This is a genomic window from Amycolatopsis benzoatilytica AK 16/65 (assembly GCF_000383915.1).
GTDB classification, from domain to species: domain Bacteria; phylum Actinomycetota; class Actinomycetes; order Mycobacteriales; family Pseudonocardiaceae; genus Amycolatopsis; species Amycolatopsis benzoatilytica.
The window spans coordinates 1852448-1870632 of record NZ_KB912942.1 but is presented as its reverse complement, the minus strand read 5'-3'; the positions used below and the strand labels follow the sequence as shown (position 1 = coordinate 1870632).

15 protein-coding genes are annotated in these 18185 nt (G+C 71.1%); 14 read left to right on the top strand and 1 reads right to left on the bottom strand.

Annotation, left to right across the window (positions count from 1 at the left end; genetic code table 11):
• Window positions 1-63: 63 nt before the first annotated feature.
• The 14 genes from AMYBE_RS0108845 to AMYBE_RS0108780 all read left to right on the top strand — a co-directional run bounded on the left by AMYBE_RS0108845 (window position 64) and on the right by AMYBE_RS0108780 (window position 16489).
• A complete protein-coding gene (locus AMYBE_RS0108845; protein WP_245573164.1) occupies window positions 64-819 on the top strand; it encodes an alkaline phosphatase family protein in 756 nt (251 codons plus the stop codon).
• The gene (locus AMYBE_RS0108840; RefSeq protein ID WP_020659006.1) at window positions 803-1576 is read left to right on the top strand and encodes a polysaccharide deacetylase family protein; all 774 of its coding nucleotides are present in this window, start codon (window positions 803-805) and stop codon (window positions 1574-1576) included. Before AMYBE_RS0108845 ends, AMYBE_RS0108840 begins: the two co-directional genes overlap by 17 nt.
• Window positions 1573-2838 (top strand): glycoside hydrolase family protein, encoded by a 1266-nt coding sequence (locus tag AMYBE_RS0108835; RefSeq protein WP_020659005.1) that lies wholly within the window; start codon window positions 1573-1575, stop codon window positions 2836-2838. Before AMYBE_RS0108840 ends, AMYBE_RS0108835 begins: the two co-directional genes overlap by 4 nt.
• Window positions 2839-3262: 424 nt before the next feature.
• Window positions 3263-4039 carry a glycosyltransferase family 2 protein gene (locus tag AMYBE_RS0108830; protein ID WP_020659004.1) on the top strand — a complete coding sequence of 259 codons (777 nt, stop codon included), beginning with the start codon at window positions 3263-3265 and terminating at the stop codon, window positions 4037-4039.
• Window positions 4039-6165: a glycosyltransferase gene (locus tag AMYBE_RS43645; protein ID WP_020659003.1), complete on the top strand. Its 2127-nt coding sequence runs from the start codon at window positions 4039-4041 to the stop codon at window positions 6163-6165. Before AMYBE_RS0108830 ends, AMYBE_RS43645 begins: the two co-directional genes overlap by 1 nt.
• Before the next feature lie 5 nt (window positions 6166-6170).
• Window positions 6171-6521, top strand: a complete 351-nt coding sequence (locus AMYBE_RS0108820) for a hypothetical protein (protein ID WP_020659002.1) — start codon at window positions 6171-6173, stop codon at window positions 6519-6521.
• Complete coding sequence (locus tag AMYBE_RS41165; RefSeq protein ID WP_154676149.1) at window positions 6518-8365, top strand: hypothetical protein; 1848 nt, start codon at window positions 6518-6520, stop codon at window positions 8363-8365. The genes AMYBE_RS0108820 and AMYBE_RS41165 overlap by 4 nt, the downstream gene beginning before the upstream one ends.
• A gap of 40 nt (window positions 8366-8405) precedes the next feature.
• Window positions 8406-8624, top strand: coding sequence for a hypothetical protein (locus AMYBE_RS0108810; protein WP_020659000.1), 219 nt, complete (start codon window positions 8406-8408; stop codon window positions 8622-8624).
• 434 nt (window positions 8625-9058) lie between these two features.
• Window positions 9059-11251: a nucleoside hydrolase gene (locus AMYBE_RS43280; RefSeq protein ID WP_020658999.1), complete on the top strand. Its 2193-nt coding sequence runs from the start codon at window positions 9059-9061 to the stop codon at window positions 11249-11251.
• Between the two features lie 137 nt (window positions 11252-11388).
• Entirely contained in the window at window positions 11389-11562 is a 174-nt protein-coding gene (locus AMYBE_RS44700; RefSeq protein WP_020658998.1) for a hypothetical protein, read from the top strand.
• A 115-nt stretch (window positions 11563-11677) separates the two neighbouring features.
• Complete coding sequence (locus AMYBE_RS0108795) at window positions 11678-12139, top strand: nitroreductase family deazaflavin-dependent oxidoreductase (protein ID WP_020658997.1); 462 nt, start codon at window positions 11678-11680, stop codon at window positions 12137-12139.
• 262 nt (window positions 12140-12401) lie between these two features.
• Window positions 12402-14687 carry a carbamoyltransferase HypF gene (hypF, locus tag AMYBE_RS0108790; RefSeq protein ID WP_020658996.1) on the top strand — a complete coding sequence of 762 codons (2286 nt, stop codon included), beginning with the start codon at window positions 12402-12404 and terminating at the stop codon, window positions 14685-14687.
• Between the two features lie 100 nt (window positions 14688-14787).
• A complete protein-coding gene (locus tag AMYBE_RS0108785; protein WP_020658995.1) occupies window positions 14788-15699 on the top strand; it encodes an ABC transporter ATP-binding protein in 912 nt (303 codons plus the stop codon).
• A complete protein-coding gene (locus tag AMYBE_RS0108780; protein ID WP_027927495.1) occupies window positions 15689-16489 on the top strand; it encodes an ABC transporter permease subunit in 801 nt (266 codons plus the stop codon). The genes AMYBE_RS0108785 and AMYBE_RS0108780 overlap by 11 nt, the downstream gene beginning before the upstream one ends.
• A 30-nt stretch (window positions 16490-16519) precedes the next feature.
• Here the strand turns inward: AMYBE_RS0108780 and AMYBE_RS0108775 are convergent, their stop codons facing one another.
• Window positions 16520-17935, bottom strand: coding sequence for an MFS transporter (locus tag AMYBE_RS0108775; protein WP_020658993.1), 1416 nt, complete (start codon window positions 17933-17935; stop codon window positions 16520-16522).
• Between the last annotated feature and the right edge of the window lie 250 nt (window positions 17936-18185).

Genomic DNA, 18185 nt, shown 5'->3' with positions numbered 1-18185 from the left:
CCGGCCGCCTCGCCGCCCCGCAGTTCCACCGCTCCCGGCACGCCTTCGCCGGCCTCCGGCGCTGTGCCCCGCCCGGACCATGTCGTCGTGGTGGTGCTGGAGAACCACGGATCAGACCAGGTCGCCGGGAATCCCAAGGCCGGCTACCTGAATCAGCTCGCCGCCGAGGGCGCCCGGTTCACGAACGCCACCGGCGTCGCGCATCCGAGCCAGCCGAACTACCTCGCGCTCTTCTCCGGGAACGTCCAGGGCATCACCGACGATTCCTGCCCGCACACCTTCACCGCGCCCAATCTGGCCCGGCAGCTCCTCGACGCCGGGCACAGCTTCGGCGCCTACGCCGAAGATCTCCCGAAAGCGGGTTACTCCGGCTGCCAGGCCGGCGACTACGTGCGCTGGCACGCGCCGTGGACGGACTTCACCACGGTGCCGCCGTCGGTGAACCGGCCTTTCTCCGAGTTCGGTCCCGATTTCGCCAAGCTGCCTACGATTTCCTTCGTGATCCCGAACATGTGCCACAACATGCACAACTGCGGCACCGCGGTCGCCGACGCCTGGCTGCGCGCGCACTTGTCCGGGTACGCGGCGTGGGCCGCGACGCACAACAGCCTCCTCGTCGTCACCTTCGACGAGGCCGAAGACGCCTCCGCCACCAACGGGATCCCGCTCAGTCTGACCGGGCCGATGGTGCGCCCGGGCAGCTACGCCGAGCCGGTCGACCACTACCGGCTCCTGCGCACCCTGGAAGCCATGTACGGCCTGCCCGCGCTGGGCAACGCCGCCGACCGGGAGCCGATCAGCGATGCCTGGCGCGGGTGAAGCAACGGCCGGCTTGCCCGAAGCCGGCGGCGCGGGCGTCGCGGTGCGCCGCACGCTCCTGAACCTCGCCGGCCCGGTGACGCGCCCGATCGGCTCGCTCACCGCCGTGCGCACGCGAGCGCCGGAGGTCGTGCTCACCTTCGACGACGGACCCGAGCCCGGCGGCACCGACCGGGTGCTGGAGGCACTCGCCGGGCGCCGGGCGAGCGCGACCTTCTTCGTACTGGTCGACCGGGTGCGCAGGCATCCCGCGCTGGTGCGGGAGGTGCTCGCGGCCGGCCACGAAGTCGGACTGCACGGAATGGACCACCGGCGGCTGTCCAAGCTCGCGCCCGCGACCGTGCGGACGCTGCTGGCCGCCGGGAAGCGCGAACTGGAGGACCTGCTCGGCATCCCGGTCCGCTGGTTCCGCCCGCCCTACGGCGCGCAGACCCCCGCAGTGTGGCGCGCGGTTCGCCGGCAGGGCCTGACTCCCGTGGTGTGGGGACCGTGCGCCTGGGACTGGCTGGACCGGCCGGTGGAAACCCTGGCCGGCCAAGCGGCGCGCGGACTCAACCGCGGTGCGGTCCTGCTGGCGCACGACGGCCACGCCGGGCCAGAGGACGGTGCGGACGACGGACCGCGGCCGCGTTTCGACCGGGGCGACCTGGTCGCCCGCATCCTGACCGGGCTCGACGAGCGCGGCCTCCGCGGCCGGTCGCTCTCCGCCGCGCTCGCCGCCGGCACCCCGTGGACCACCCCGTGGTTCTTGCGGTGAAACGGTTCCTGATCACCGTCGTCGCGCTGCTGCTCAGCGCGACGCTGGCCGGCTGCGACCGCATCGCCGGGGCCGAACTGGCCGAACCGGTGGTCGGCGTGACCCACACCCAAGGCAGCCTCGACGACTACCCGCCCGAGCAGACGGCCGACGCGACGGCGGCGCTCGGCGCCCGTCCGATGGCGCAGAACCAGTACCTGATGGGCTGGGGCGTGGGCAATCCCGAGCCGTCGCCGGGAGTGTTCGACTGGTCCTCGCTGGATCAGCGGATGCAGCTGATCGACACGACGCACGGCGTGCCAGTGCTGACTCTGGCCGGCGCGCCGGACTGGATGAAAGGCGGCAGCCCCGGCACCACCGACTGGACCAAGCTGGACTCCGCGCCGACCCGGGCGCACTACCGCGATTTCGCCGCGCTCGCGGCCGCTGCCGCCGCGAGGTACCCGCAGGTCCGCGATTTCCAGGTCTGGAGCGAGCTGAAAGGGCTCTACGACGACACCGCGAACCGCTGGGACTACCAGGACTACACCGACCTCTACAACGCCGTCTACGACGCGGTGAAAAAGGTGCGGCCGAACGCGCGCATCGGCGGACCGTACGTGGTCCTCGACACCTGGTCCGCGGCGGGAAGCCCGGCTCCCTCCGACCTGTCCGGCCCGTGGGGGGTCGTCGACCAGCGCGCGCTCGACGTCATCGACTACTGGAACGCGCACAAGCACGGCGCGGACTTTCTCGCGCTCGACGGATCGAGCGGAACCCGGGACGCCGGGCTGACCACCGACCCGTTCCGGGCGACCGAAATGTTCTACACGGTCACCAGCTGGCTCCGGGCCCGCACCGGCCTGCCGGTCTGGTGGTCGGAGTTCTACCCGACGCAGCCCGCCGGCGCGGCTTGGCCCGCCGACAGCCCTCAGCTGGCCGCGCTGGCCGTCGACGCGGTGGCCCAGGCACTGCGCGGCGGCGCGTCCCGCCTGCTGCTATGGCAACCGCAGGAGTCCTCTGATGTACCCAGCGCGGCGTTGTGGACCACGCCGACCGGGGGCCGCAATGCGGCGCTGCTGCCGCTCGCCGTCCCGTGGCAGTGGCTCGCCGCCAATGTGGACGCGAACACCGCGTTCAGCTATTCGGCCTCAGGCGCGGTGCTGGAGATCATCGGGACCCGCGAGGTGCTCACGGTGAATCTCACCGCGACCGGCCAGACTCCGCCGGGGCAAACCGATCCGCTGCCTCCGTACGGGATTCGCGTCAACGCCCGCAGCTGAGAGTGTCTCTTTTCGTGCAGTTGGCAGGGCGGGCGGACTCGTCCATGAAGGGCCCCTTCAGGGAATCTGAGTCCCTCAAGGGGCCCTTCACGGACATCCGTGTGTAATCGTCCGGCAAAATCCGGGTTTTCCAGACGCTTACCGCGCTCAGTCGAGCACGTTTTCGGTCTTGGCCCCGCCGCCGGGCGGCGAACTCCGTCCCAGTTGCACCCGTGCGACTGGTTTCGCCTTCCACACCAGGCAATGTTACTGATTGACGAGGTAGCACCCGCACCCCAGCAAACAATCTTGCCGCGGTGTTCGGATCAATTCGCGCGTAACGGCGGCCATTCGGCGTACGACACCTAGATATCGGGTTGCATGCTGATGGACGGCGGAAAAACCGTGGGGGCGGTCGGCGGTCGCCGGGGAGAGGGAGCATCCAATGGGACGAGGCGCGGATCCGAAGGTCAGCATCGTCATTCCCGCACGCAACGAAGCGCGGAATCTCGAAATGATCCTTCCGGAACTTCCCGGTGCCGCCGAGATCATTCTGGTCGACGGACATTCAGTCGACGACACGGTGGAGATCACGAAGCGTTTGCTGCCCTCCGCCGTCGTCGTCACCCAGACCCGCACCGGAAAGGGGAATGCGCTCGCGTGCGGATTCGAGGCGGCCACCGGCGACGTCGTCGTGATGTTCGACGCCGACGGGTCCGCCGATCCCGCCGAGATCCCCGCTTTCGTGGAGACGCTGGTCCGCGGGGCCGACTTCGCCAAAGGCACCCGCTACCGCGAGCCGGGCGGCAGCGACGACATCACCATCCTGCGCCGGCTGGGCAACTCCGCGCTGAACCGGCTGGCCAACCTGCTTTACGACACCGCCTTCAGCGACCTTTGCTACGGCTACAACGCCTTCTGGCGCGACATCGTGCCGCAGTTGGGGCTGCCTGCCGCGAACGCCCACGCCGGCAGAAGACTCTGGGGCGACGGATTCGAGATCGAGACCGTACTGAGCTGCCGCGTCGTCGGCGCCGGCCTGAAGGTGGCCGAGGTGCCGAGTTTCGAGCGCCGGCGTGTTTTCGGCGAGACGAACCTGCGCACCTTTTCCGACGGAGCCCGGGTCCTGCGCACGATCTTCTCGGAGTACCACCGCTACCGAACGCGAAGGCGATCAGGACTGCCCGGCACCGGCGACCTCGCCGCACAGGAGCTTGCCTGATGCCCTCAGCCGAGCCGACCGCCTCTGTAGTCGTCTGCGCATACACCACCGCACGCTGGCCCGCGCTGCGCGCCGCGCTCGCTTCCGCGGCGGCGCAGACTCCGGCTCCGCTGGAGGTGCTCCTGGTCGTCGACCACAACGCGGAGCTGGCCCGGCTCGCCCGAGCCGAACTGACCGGCTTCCGCATCCTCGACAACGTCGGGCCGCGCGGGCTCTCCGGCGCCCGCAACACCGGCGTCACCGCGGCGGCCGGCGACATCATCGCGTTCCTCGACGACGACGCGGCCGCCGACCCGGGCTGGCTCGCCGCCTTGCTCGCGCCGTACGCCGATCCGGACGTGATCGCGGTCGGCGGCGCGGCGGATCCGGTCTGGCCGGCCGGGACCGGCCGGCCCGGCTGGCTGCCTGGGGACCGGGTGCTCGACTGGGTCGTCGGATGCACCTACCGCGGGCTGCCCGCCGGCCTCGCCGAGGTCCGCAACGTCATGGGCTGTTCCATGTCCTTCCGCCGCGGTGTGTTCGAAGCGATCGGCGGATTCTCCGACCGGATCGGCCGGCTGGGCGCTCTTCCGCTGGGCTGCGAGGAAACCGAGCTGTGCATCCGGGCCCGGCAGCGCCTGCCGCGCGCACGGATCCTGTTCGAACCCCGCTCGATCGTGCGGCACCAGGTCGGCGCCGAACGCATGACCTGGTCCTACCTCGTTCGGCGCAGCTGGGCGGAAGGCGTGTCGAAAGCGCTGGTCAGCCGGATGGCCGGGGCTGGCGACGCCGTGTCGACCGAGCGCAGTTACGTGACGCGCGTGCTGCCCGCCTCCGTCAGCCGCGAGGTCGTCCGCGCCGCACACGGTCACCCGGCCGCTGCCGCGCAGGGCGTCGCCGCGATCGCCTCCGCGTTGCTCGCCGCGGGCGGCGGCTATCTGCGCGAGTCCGCCCGGCGCCGGGAAAGACCGGTCGGCGCCGCCATCGCCGTCACCGAGTTCGACGTCCACCGGGGCCCGGTGCCGCTGCCGGTTCCCGCGCACGCCGAACCCCGGTACCGCGACGCGCTGGTGCTGGTCCGCGACGGGCGCTGGACCTTGGACGTGACCCGGCTGCCGGTGACCAGAGCCCGCCTGGCCCCCTCCGCGGTCCAGCCGGCCGCGCCGCCGGAACGGCCGGCCGCGGACGGTTTCGCCCCTCCGGTCAGCGTCGTCGTGCCGACCGCGGACCGGGCGGAGCAGGTCCGCGGGTGCGTGAAATCGCTGCTGGCGACCGAATACCCGGATCTCGAAGTCGTCCTCGTGGACAATCGGCCCGGCTCGGCCGCGTCCGCCGGGCTGGCCGAGCTGGCCGCCGCCCATCCGCGCGTCCGGTACGTCGCCGAGCCCGCGGCAGGGGTCAGCCGGGCCCGCAACACCGGCGTCGCGGCCGCGCGCGGTGAGCTGATCGCCTTCGTCGACGACGACATCGAGGTCGACCGGTGGTGGGCCGCCAACCTGGCGGCGGAATTCGCCGGCACCGGCGTCGACTGCGCGACCAGTCTCGTCCTGCCGGCCTCTTTGGACACTCCGGCCCAGCGGAAGTTCGAGGAGCTCAAGGGGTTCGGCCACGGCGCCAGCCGCACGGTGTTCGGCCCGGCGCGAGTGGCCAAGGATCCGCGCAGCGCCTTCGCCCCCGGCCGGTTCGGGCCGGGCGGCTGCGCGATGTGGCGGCGATCCACGCTGGACCGGCTGGGCGGCTTCGATCCGCTGCTGGGCCCCGGCACTCCCACGCGCGCGGGCGAGGACCTCGAGCTCTTCCTGCGGCTCGCCCGCTCCGGCGGCACCGTGGTGTACACGCCACACGCGGTGGCCTGGCACGAACACGGCGCGGAATGGGCCGCATTGCGCGGCCGGCTGCACGCTTACGGCGTCGGGCTGTCGGCGATGTTCGTCCGGCACCTCCTGCGCCGACCCGGAGACACGTGGCAGGTCGCGACCGCGACGGCGAGGCGGGCCAGCGGGGTGATCGCGCCCCGTGCGGCCCGGCACGCGGAAGGCGGCCCGCGCGCCCGGCTGCTGCTCGCCCAGGCGGGCGGGCTCGCTGCCGGGCCGTTCGCACTCGCGTGGAGCGCCTGGTCGGCGTGGATCCAGAGAAAGGACCGGTGACGCCGATGCGCAGCGACCGGCGGACGATCGGCTGGCTCCTCGCGGCGCTCAGCGCGACTGTGCTGGTGCTGAGCGCCTGGCAGCTCACCGGCGCGGCCCGGCTGTACCTGGACACCGCGTTCATCCTGCTCGCGCCGGGCTGGGCGGTGGTCGCCCACCTGCGCCTCGCGACCCAGTCGCTGGAATGGCTCGTCGCGATCGCGGTCGGGCTTTCCGGAACGCTGCTGCTCGCCGAACTCATGACCGCACTGCACTGGTGGCATCCGTGGGAGGCGTTCGCCGTGCTTGCCGGCGCCACCCTCTTCGAGCTGCTGCGCCAGCTGACCGCACCCCGGCGAGCGGGGTCGAGCCGGTGACGAGACTCGCTCAGCCCGCGCCCGGGTTCCGGCCGTCCGCGACCGGAACCTTGGCGCGTCTGAAGCTGCTCCGGCTCCGGCTGCCAGCCGACCCGAAAGACGCGCTAGCGCCGTCGCTGGCGGCGATCTCCGGAGCGCTGTGGCTGATCGGTCTGCACCCGGTGGTCCCGGCGGAACTCGGCGGACTCGGTCTGATCACCGCGTTGTCGCCGGTCCTGCTGGCCGCGTATCCGGTGCTGGCGGCCGCGGTGGTGGTGGAGCTGGTCCGCCGCCGTCCGCGCCCTCGCGTCCTGACGTGGTGCACGGTTCTCGGCGTGCTGCTCGTCTACGGCCTGCAGCCGGCCAGCGAACAGACCGCGCGGATCACCGTCTCCTGGCTGCACACCGGATTCGCCCGCTACATCGCCGAAAACGGGCAACCGCTGCAGGGCTACGACGCCCGGTTCTCGTGGCCCGGGTTCTTCTCGCTGATCGCGTTCCTCACCAAGGCGAGCGACGCGCCCGACGCCACTCCGCTGCTGCAGTGGGCACCGGCCGTGCTCGCCGGAATCGCGGTGCTGGGGGTTCGAGTCCTGGCGGTCGCCGTGCTCGGCACCGGGCGCGCCGGCTGGCTCGCGACGTGGATCTTCCTGCTCGCCGAATGGACCGAGCAGGACTACTTCTCCCCGCAGGCCGTCACCTATCTGATCATGCTCGCCGCGCTCGCTCTCGTCGCCCGGTACCTCGTGCGGCCGGGACTGGCGCACGGAGGGAAGTCCAGTCCGGCGCACCGCGCTCCCCCGCCGAATCTCGTCCGCGAGCGGCTGGTCGCGCACGGATTGATCCTGCTCTTCGCGCTCGCGCTGGCGCCGACGCACCAGCTGACCCCGTTCCTGCTGGCCGGGCTGCTGCTCGTGATGGTGCTGACCGGACGGCTGTGGCCGGGCTGGCTGCCGTGGCTGGTCCTGGTGCCCGCGCTGGTGTGGTTCACGCTGGGGGCCAAGGATTTCTGGCAGGGCCAGCTCAGCATGGTGATCGGCGATTTCGGACAGGTCAGCTCGTCGGTCGACCAGGGCATCACCGACCGGTTCACCGGCGACGCGGGCCGCACGGCGATCCTGTTCCTGCGGGTCTGCCTGACCGGCGCGGTCGGGGCGCTCGCGCTCGGCGGCTGGTGGGTGCGCCGCCGCCGCGGACTGCGGTCGGTCCCGCTCGTGCTGCTCGCGCTCTCCCCGCTCGCGCTGGCCGCGATGCAGTCCTACGGGGGCGAAGTGTTCGTCCGCTGCTTCCTGTTCGCGTTGCCGTTCGCGGCGATCCTGGGCGGCTGCTGCCTGGACGCGCTTCTGCCGCGGCCGAGCGGCCCGGGCGCGATGCGTGCGGTCGCCCGGGTCGGCCCGCGTTCCGGCCGGGCGGGCCCGGTCGCGGTCGCGGTGGCGCTCACCGTGCTGGGGCTCGGCACCGTCACCGCCCGGGGCGGCGGCGACGCCTATCTCAGCTACAGCCGCGCCGATGTCGCCGCGGTCGCCGACGCCTACCGGCTTGCCGAGCCCGGCCAGACGATCAGCGCGCTCAGCGCCGATGCCACCCCGATGGGCTTCGACAAGATCGGAACCGTGCACCAGGTCGATGTGGAACGCACCTGCCCGCGGTTCGTCCGCGCGGCGCAGTGCATCCTCGATGCGGCCCCGGACTACCTGGTGGTTTCGCCGTCTCAGGAGAACTACGGCCGGATCTATTACGGTCTCGCCGACGGGTGGACCGGGCGGATCGTGGCCGACCTGCTCTACGGCGGGAAGTACCGCGTCGTGTTCGACCAGAGCGGAGCCCAGCTGCTCGCCCGCGCCGATCGGGGGCTGCCGCGATGACCTGCGCCGTTCTGGCTCCTGCACGGAGGAGGGGGCACTGATGATCGACTCGGTACTGGTCCTGCTGCTAGTGCTCCTGTCCGGCGCGTTCGTCGTGCTGGTCCTCGTCCGTACCGTGGTGGCGGAGCGGGCCGCCGGCGACCGCGGCATCCGGCCCGCCGGCTCCCATCTGGTGCGCTGGCTCGATCTCTCCGGCGTCCTCGTGACCGTCCTCCTTGTCGCCGCCGCGGTGCTCCGCGTCGTGAACGCGGTCAGCTGAGGCGCTGGGTTATGCTGACCGCGACACCGGGACATCTGGAGGGCCGCCATCAGCTCCCCCACGGCAGGGCGCGACCTGTGCCGCTGCGGACACCCTCGCGAAGCTCATGCGCATTATCGCGGCGGCACCGAGTGCGCCCTATGCCCGGCTGGCGAGTGCCACCGCTTCCGCGGACCCGGGCTCCTAGCCAGAATGCTCCGCCTCCTGCGCCGCTGAACCCCCGCTGACCCCTCCTTCCGCCCGCACCGCGGCCGGCCGCTGAAACGCGCCGCCGAAACGGCGTGCGCGGTTTCGGCGCGCCCTTGGCCGCGATCGAAAGTTGTTTTCCGCAGATCACGGAAATAGCGCGGAAACTCGAATGCTGTAGCACCCCGGCCCGCTTTCCCGATATCGGTATCGCGACGGATTCGCCAGCGGGTCGGGAGGAGCGTTCCATGAAGAGGAAACCCGGGGGATGGTCCCGGTTCTGCACACTGTCCGCGATTTCGGTGCTGACGGCCGGAGCCGTCACCGCCGCCCTCACCTCCGGGCAGCCGATCTCGGCGGCGACCGGTTCCCCGCCGCCGCCGACGAACAAGCAACCGTGGGAACCCGCGCCGCCCAAGATAACGGCCACCCAGCCGGCGCCTTCGGTGACGAAGCCCGCCACGCCGCCCGCGGCGCCCAAGGCGGCGACGCCCGGCGCGTCAACGGCGGCGGTGCCGATGATCGTGGACACCGACATCTACGGCAGTGCCGACGACGCGGGCGCGCTCGCCATCGCCAACGCCATGCAGGACAACGGCCAGGTGAACCTTCTCGGGGTGATGGTGAATTACCCGAGCAAATGGGGCGCTCCCGCCGTTTCCGCGATCAACACCTACTACGGTCACGGAAACATCCCGGTCGGCAGCATCAAGCCTGCCGCCGGTGACGTGGCGAGCCAGGACTACGCGAAGTATCTCGCGCAGAATTTCCCGACGCAGATCACCGACGGCAACACCGCGCCCGAGGCGGTCGCGCTGTACCGGAAACTGCTGGCCGGTGCCGCCGACCACAGCGTGGTGATCGTCGCGATCGGGCTCGAAACGAACCTGGCGAACCTGATGAACTCCCCGGCGGACGCCTACAGTCCGCTGGACGGCATGCACCTGATCGCGCAGAAGGTCAAGTCGCTCACCATGATGGGCGGGCAGTTCCCGGCCAGCAACGCGACCGACGGACCGGAGTACAACTGGAAGGCCGACGCGTCCGCCGCCACCCAGGTCGTCAACAACTGGCCGACGACAGTGCCGGCCGAGTTCGAAGGCTACGAGGTCGGCGCCGCCGTCTCGACCGGTGCCGGGCTCGGCGGCACGCCCACGACCAACCCGGTGCGGGTCGCCTACGAACGGATGATCGGCGCCGGCGCGAGCATGAACAGCTGGGACCCCATCGCGATGTACGACGCGGGCATGGGGCACAGCGGGCTTTTCGCCGACAACCCCGACCCCGGCTCGGTCAAGGTGGCCTCGGACGGCGGCGACAAGTGGGACACCGCGACCGTCAAACCGCAGCACTACCTTGTCACGTCCGCTCCCCCGGACCAGATCAGCAGCGCGCTGGAAAGCCTGATGGACCAGCTCCCGGCAACGGCGGCGGATCCGATCGTCGCGCACTACAACGAGCTCGGCGGCGCGAACAGCTACCTCGGGAAACCGGTGGGCAGCGAGTACGTGCCGACCAGCGGCGGCAAAGCGCAGGACTACCAGTACGGCGCCATCTACTGGACGCAGGCCAGCGGAGCGCACGCAGTACACGCCGACATCCTGGCGAAGTACCTGCAGTTGGGCGGCCCGGCGTCAGCGCTCGGCTACCCGACCACCGACGAAACCGGCACCCCGGACGGCGTCGGGCGCTACAACCACTTCTCCCGGCCTGACGGTGCCTCCATCTACTGGACGCCCAACACCGGCGCGCACGCGATCTACGGCGCCATCCGGGCCAAGTGGGCATCGATGGGCTGGGAACGGTCCGTCCTCGGCTACCCCACCACCGACGAAACCGGCACCCCCGACGGCGTCGGCCGCTACAACCACTTCACCGGAACCGGCGGCTCTTCCATCTACTTCACACCGGACACCGGCGCGCACGCGATCTACGGGGACATCCGGGCTAAGTGGGCATCGATGGGCTGGGAACGATCGGTCCTCGGCTACCCCACCACTGATGAAACCGGCACCCCCGACGGCGTCGGCCGCTACAACCACTTCTCCCGACCCGGCGGTGCCTCCATCTACTGGACGCCCAACACCGGCGCGCAAGCCATCTACGGCGCCATCCGCGCCAAGTGGGCATCGATGGGCTGGGAACGGTCCGTCCTCGGCTACCCCACCACTGATGAAACCGGCACCCCCGACGGCGTCGGCCGCTACAACCACTTCACCGGAACCGGCGGCGCGTCGATCTACTGGACACCGGACACCGGTGCCCAGGCCATTTACGGCGCCATCCGCGCCAAGTGGGCATCAATGGGCTGGGAACGGTCGTTCCTCGGCTATCCGACGAGCAGCGAATACGGAATCCCCGGCGGCAGGCGCAACGACTTCCAGCACGGCTGGATCAGCTGGAACGCGTCGGACGGCGCGATCACTGTCGGCCAGTCGTAGGCGGCGAGGCCGGGTGTCTTGCCAGATGCGAGGTTCCAGGTGCGGCGAGCAGTCGCCGCACCTGGCTCGCAGCCAGCTCCGGCGCACTCGCACCGGGCATCCGGGCGCGAGCGCGCCGCGCAGGCGATGGAGGAACCATGACGCGAACAACTGGACAACCACTGCCGGACGGCGGCCGCGCCGAGGCCGTTCGCCCCGGCTGGACCGGCGACCATGATCCGGCCGACCAGAATTGGCAGGAGCACGGCGACGAGGTGCGCATCGCCGCCCAGCGGGCCGGAAGAGCCTGGCAGCAACCGGAAACCGACTGAGCGAATCGACTGTCCGAAGGCCCGGAAGTCCCGATTGGACAGGCCTTTGGCCTCCTGTTCGGAGGCCGGTGCCGGTCCGATCGTGGACGGGACAATCCGAGAATGGGAGGATCCGATGTCCGCGAGAGACCGACTTCGGGCGACGGCCCTGCGGCATAACGGCAGCGAGGCCATCCGCTCGTTCAACAAGCACGTTCTTAACCCGGCGGTGATGCGGTTCGCCGGAGGGCGTTTCGGGCTCGCGGTGATCCGTCACACTGGGCGCCGCACTGGCACCGCTTACGCCACCCCGGTGACCGTCGACCGGGTGGAGACCGGCTTCATCATCGCGCTGCCGTACGGAACGCGGACCGATTGGCTGCTCAATGTCCGCGCCGCCGGAAACGCCACGCTCGAATTCCACGGCGAAACCTGGCAGGTGAGCGCGCCGGAGATCATCGACGCGGCGGTCGCGCTCCCTCAGCTCCCGCCCGCACACGCGCGAATCCTGAAGCGCACGCCCATCAAGCACTACCTGAAGCTGGCGATCAGCCCCGCCGAGCCCGGCGGCCCGCCCGCGGACGAGAAGCCCCAGTGACAGCAACGAAGCCGCTGAAGTTCCAGCAAGTCCCGCCGCGCCCCAATGTGGCATTGGGTGCGTCAGATGCAACGAATGCCACATTGGATGCGTGCGATGCACCCAATGCCACATTGGGGCGGTTCGGGCGTGGGGCTAGGGCCGAAGGTCATCGATGTCCCTGAGCAAGGGACCAAAGACTCCGCCGCCAGTACTTCCTGCTCTGTCCGCACAGAGCCGGCGGAGAGACCGTGACGCCCGGAGTACGCGGTGGGAGGTCAGCATGGCGGACACCCCGAACGACCACCGGGTGCGGATCGAAGTGCGCGGCACGGTGCAGGGATTGGGGTTCCGGCCGTTCGTCCAGCGCTTGGCCTCCGAACTCGGGCTCAGCGGCGACGTGCGCAACGCCGGCGGTGCCGTCGTGATCCGCGCGGCGGGCGACCGCGTCCGCGACCTCGTCGCGAGCCTCACGCAGTCCGCGCCGCCGCACACGCGGATCACCGCGGTCGACGTCACCGCACTCTCGCCCCGAGATCTCCTCGCGCCTGGCTTCCTGGTCGCGGCGAGCACCGCGGGCCGCGACGGCGAGGTGCCCGCCGACCTGGCGACGTGCCCGGCCTGCGCCCGCGAACTCTTCGACCCTGCCGACCGCCGGTACCGCTACCCGTTTCTGTCCTGCACCGCGTGCGGTCCCCGGGCGACGATCCTGTCGCGGCTGCCCTACGACCGGTCCCGCACCGCCATGGGATCGTTCCCGCTCTGCCCTGCCTGCGCCGCGGAGTACGAGGACCCGGCCGGCCGGCGGTTCCGCGCCGAACCGATCGCCTGCCCCGCTTGCGGCCCGCAGCTGAGCTGGCCGGACCGCTCTCGGGGCGAAGCAGCGCTCGCCGCCGCCTGCGCGGTCGTCGCCGGCGGCGGGATCGTCGCGGTGAAGGGGCTCGGGGGTTACCAGCTCGTCTGTGACGCCGCCGACGAGTCCGCGGTGCGCAGGCTCCGCCGGGGCACGGAGCGACCGGCCGAACCGCTCGCCGTCCTCGCCGACGGTCTCGCCGGCGCCCGTCGGCTGTCCGTGATGGACGCCGTTGGCGCCGAAACGCTGACGTCGGCCGCCGCGCCGATCGTGCTGCTCCCCCGCCGGGCCGACGCTCCGCTCGCCGAGGGGGTCGCACCCGGGGTGGACGAGGTGGGCGTATTCCTCGCCACGACGCCGCTGCATCACCTGCTCCTGGCCGACCTCTCCCGGCCGCTCGTCGTCACGAGCGGCAGCCGTTCCGGCGGGCCGATCGTCGTGGACGACACCGACGCGCGCGCGACGCTCGGGCCGATCACCGACGGCGTCCTCAGCCACGACCGGCCAATTTGGTCTCGCCACGACGATTCCGTCGTGCGCACCCGCTCCAGCCGAACCACTACGCTGCGCCGCGCCCGGGGGTACGCGCCCGCCGCACTCCCCCTGCCGGTCGCCGCGCTTGAACCGCTCTTGGCGCTCGGCGCGCAGTCGGAGCACACGTGCACGCTCGCCCGAGGCCGGTTGGCGCATCTCGGGCCGCCCACCGGCGACTTGGAGACCAGCGAGGCGTTCGCCGCTTTCGAACGCGCCGCGGGGGATCTGGTCCGATGGCACGAAACCGAGCCGTCGTGGTGCGCACACGACCTGCACCCCGGCTACCGGTCCACACAGTACGCACGCCGCTGGCCCGAAGAACGCCGGATCGCGGTGCAGCACCACCACGCGCACGTCGCGGCTACCGCCGCCGAGCACGGCGTGACCGGCCCGTTCGTCGGCATCGCCCTCGACGGTCTCGGACTCGGTTCCGACGGGACGTTCTGGGGCGGCGAGGTGCTGATCGCCGATCATCGGGATTTCCGCCGGTTCGGCCGCTTCGCGACGGCCCCGCTCCCGGGCGGTGCCGCGGCAGTGCACCGCCCGGCCAGGATGGCGCTGGGATACCTCTACGGCGCCGAGTCGTTCGGTGCCTCGATCCCGCAGCGCCTCGCCGGTGCGCTGCTGTCCCGGCTCGACGATCGCGAGCGCTGGTTCGCGCGGACCGCGATCGCGCGGAATCTGAACTGTCCCAGGGCATCCAGCGCCGGCCAGCTCTTCGATGCCGCGAGCGCGTTCCTCGGTCTTTGCGACGACAACAGCTATCCGGGCGAAGCGGCTGCCCGGCTCGAAACGGCCGCGGCCGGCCACGAAGCACGCACGCCGCTGGATTGGGAACTGCACGAACAGGACGGCCTGTGGGTCTACGACCCCGTGCCCACCTTGTGCGACGCGCTGCGGTCCGCGCGAGACTCGCCGAGCGGCGAGGTCGCCGCCCGGTTCCACCGCACGGTAGCCGAGGTCGTGGTCACGCTCGCGGCCAAAGCGGCGGCCTCGCTGGGCGTCGACGTGGTCTGTCTCGGCGGCAGCGTGTTCCAGAGCGCCCTGCTGACCGCGCAGGTTCTCGACGGTCTGGCCGCGACCGGCCTGCGCGCGCTCGCCGGCGAACGTGTCCCGATGAACGACGGTGGCATCAGTTACGGTCAGGCAGCGGTCGCCGGTGCCCGGATGAGCGGGCGCTGAGACCGGCGGGCGGGTGCCACCGCCGGGCCGAGGACCTTCGCCCCGGCACCGGGGCCGAGATTCTCTACGAGCCCGGTGCGGTCGGGGCGATCCTGGGGCGATGGCTGCCGAATCCGCAATCCGAGTCGATGGGCTCACCAAGACGTTCGGCCGGACCTTGGCCTTGCGCGAGGCGAGCTTCGAGATCGCCTTGGGCGAGGTGTTCGGCTACCTGGGGCCCAACGGCGCCGGGAAGACGACCACGCTGCGTCTGCTGACGGGCATGATCCGGCCCACCGCCGGCCGGGCCGAGGTGCTCGGGATGGATTCTTGGCGCGACGCGGTGGCGGTGCACCGGGTCGTCGGGTACCTGCCGGGCGAGACGCGACTGTACGACCGGCTGACCGGCCGCCAGCACGTTGCCTACTTCGGGGGCCTGCGCGGTGACCCGGACGGGAAACGCGCGGCCGCCTTGGCTGATCGGCTCGATCTCGATCTGGGCCGGCCGGCGCGGTCGCTCTCGAAAGGCAACCGGCAGAAGCTGGCGGTGGTCCTCGCGCTGATGTCCGCGCCCCGCGTGCTCATCCTCGACGAACCGAGCAGCGGCCTGGACCCCTTGGTGCAGAACGAGTTTCACGCGTTGCTGCGCGAGCACACCGCCGCCGGCGGCAGCGTGCTGTTCTCCTCGCACGTGCTGGCCGAGGTCCAGCGGGTGGCGGACCGGATCGGGGTGCTGCGGGCCGGGCGGCTGGTCGCGGTGGACCGAGTCGACGAACTGCGGGCGAAATCCTTGCACCACGTTCGCGCCCGGTTCGCCGACGAGGTGCCGGCGACCGCGTTCGCCCAGGTGCCGGACGTGCGCGACGTCGCCGTCGCCGGCCGCGTGCTCACCTGCAGCGCGCCCGAGCCTGCCCTGGACGCGCTGGTGAAGCAGATCGCGCAGCACCAGCTGGTCGATTTCGAGTGCGTCGAGGCCGATCTCGAAGAAACCTTCCTGACCTACTACGGACCGGGTGCCGGCGATGTTGCGTGACATCCTGCTCAAGACCCTGCACGACCAGCGGCGCGGGCTGCTCGCCTGGACCGTGAGCTTGGTTCTGCTCGTGGCCATGTACGCGGCGCTGTGGCCCAGCATCCGCGACCAGCCGTCGATGAGCCAGTTCCTGCAGAACATGCCCGAGGCGATGCGCGCGCTGTTCGCCTCGTCGGGTGCGGACATGTCCACGCCGACCGGTTACGTGCAGGTCGAACTGCTTTCCTTCATGGGACCGATGCTGCTGCTGATCTACGCGATCACCACCGGTGCGGCCGGAGTCGCGGGCGAGGAGGACCGGCACACCCTCGAACTGCTCATGGCCAACCCGGTCAGCCGGACCCGGGTCGTGCTCGAAAAGTTCGGCGCGCTCGTCGTGGGCACGGCGCTGCTCGGCCTGGCCACGGGGCTGGCGTTGGTGCTCGAGGGCCGGCTGGCCGGGCTGGACCTGCCGGTCGGCAATGTCGCGGCCGCGATGCTCCACCTGACGTTGCTGGCGCTCGTCTTCGGTGCGCTCGCCGCCGCGATCGGCGGGCTGACCGGACACGGAGGAGCCAGCCGGGCGATCCCGGCGGTGGTCGCCGTCGTGGCGTATGTGCTGAACGGCCTTGCCCCGGTGGTGTCCTGGCTGAAACCCGCCCAGAAGTTCTCCCCGTTCTTCCAGTACCTCGGGCACGACCCGCTCCGGAACGGCATTTCGGCACCGGCGATCCTGACCGCGGTGGTCACCGTCGCCGTGCTGGTCGTCGTGGCGGTGCTGGGGTTTCGCCGCCGGGACCTGGCCGGATGACCAGTTAGCGCCGCCTTGCCCGGGTGCCGCTCACAGCACGTTGGGCTCTTTGTTGCCCACGGCCCGGATCGCCCGCCGGACCGGCACCAGCGACATCAGCACCAGGCCCGCGACGAAGAACACGACCAGCGAAATGATCGCGTACCGGTAGGAACCGGTGGCTTGCGCCGTTGCGGCGAACAGGAGCGGGCCCAGCCACGACGTCGCCCGTTCGCCGACCTCGTAAACCGAGAAGTACTGCGCTTCCCGGCCAGCCGGGATCATCTGGCTGAACAGCGACCGCGACAGCGCGTTCGTGCCGCCGAGCACCAGCCCGATTCCCGCGGCCAGCAGAAGGTACTGCACCAGCGCGCCGGGCTGGACGAAATAGGCCGACGTGACCACGAGCACCCAGACGGCCAGGCTGAGCATGATCGTCTTCTTGGCGCCGAGCCGCCGGGCGAGGACGCCGTGCAGCATCCCGCCGGCGAACGCGACGAACTGGACCACCAGGATCGTGGTGATCAGCACCGTGTCGGAGAACCGCAGCTGTTCGCTCCCGTATTGCGCGGAAACGTTGGTCACGGTGGAAATCCCGTCGGTGTACACCAGATAGGTGCCGAGGAACGCCAGGGTCAGCGGGAAAGCCTTCGCCGCCCGCAGAGTGCCGCCCAGCTCCCGGAAACCGGCGGTGAGGACCGGGGAGCCGCCGCGGCGGGACGGGGGCGCCGAGCGGCCGCGCAAGGCCCGCAACGGGACGAGGGTGAACAACCCCCACCAGAGCCCAGAGGTCGCGAAGGCGATCTGCGCGGAGTTGGCCGTGCTCAGGCCGAGCGAGTCGTGAAAGACGTACACGGCGAGCTGCATCGCCAACGCCAGCCCGCCGCCCAGGTAGCCGAACGCCCAGCCGCGGGTGGACACCCCGTCCCGCTCGTCGGCGGTGGCGATCTCGGGCAAGAACGAATAGTAGATCACCACGGACGTCCCGTAGCCGATGTTCCCGAGGACGAACAGGACCACGCCGAGCTGCCAGTCGGTGCCGGCGACGAAGGCCATCAGTGCGGTCGCCGCGGCGCCGCCGAACGCGAACCCGGCCAGCATCCGCCGTTTCGCGCGGGTGCGGTCGGCGACCGCCGCCATGATCGGCAGCACCAGCACCTGGATCACCGTGGCGGCCGAAAGGAGGTAGCCCCACAGCGAACCCGCCGGGAAATGCAGCCCGAACACTCCGATCGCACAGTGGTGCAGCTTGTCGCGATTGCCGGCGGCGTCGGCAGGACACGGATCGGGGCCGTTGAGCGCGGTGTCGCGCCGCGCCGCCTCGGCGGCCACCGCGGTCAGGTACAGCGCTCCGAAAACGGTCGTGACCGAAGTCGGGAACACCGAGTTGGCCCAGTCGTACCAGACCCAGCCCCGTTGCTCGCGCCGCCGTACGGCCTCGCTCCTGGTTTCGTCCTCCGTGGCCATCGGTCCTCCGCAGCGTCACCCAGCAGAAGCGTCGGGCGGCCGGACGTCGCACGGCTAGGGAAATTGTGTCCTCCGGACGGCGACTTTGGGCATCGGACGGCAGGCGGGTCCAGGCGAGGACCAACGCCCTCGGCGGGCGGGCACGAGGGCTCTGGCCGGCGGGCGAGCGGACCGGCCATTGTCGGGGTGATCGTTTACCGCGGAGCCGCAACGGCCCGGCGACGACGGTCCGCGGAGTCTGGGGCCGGTC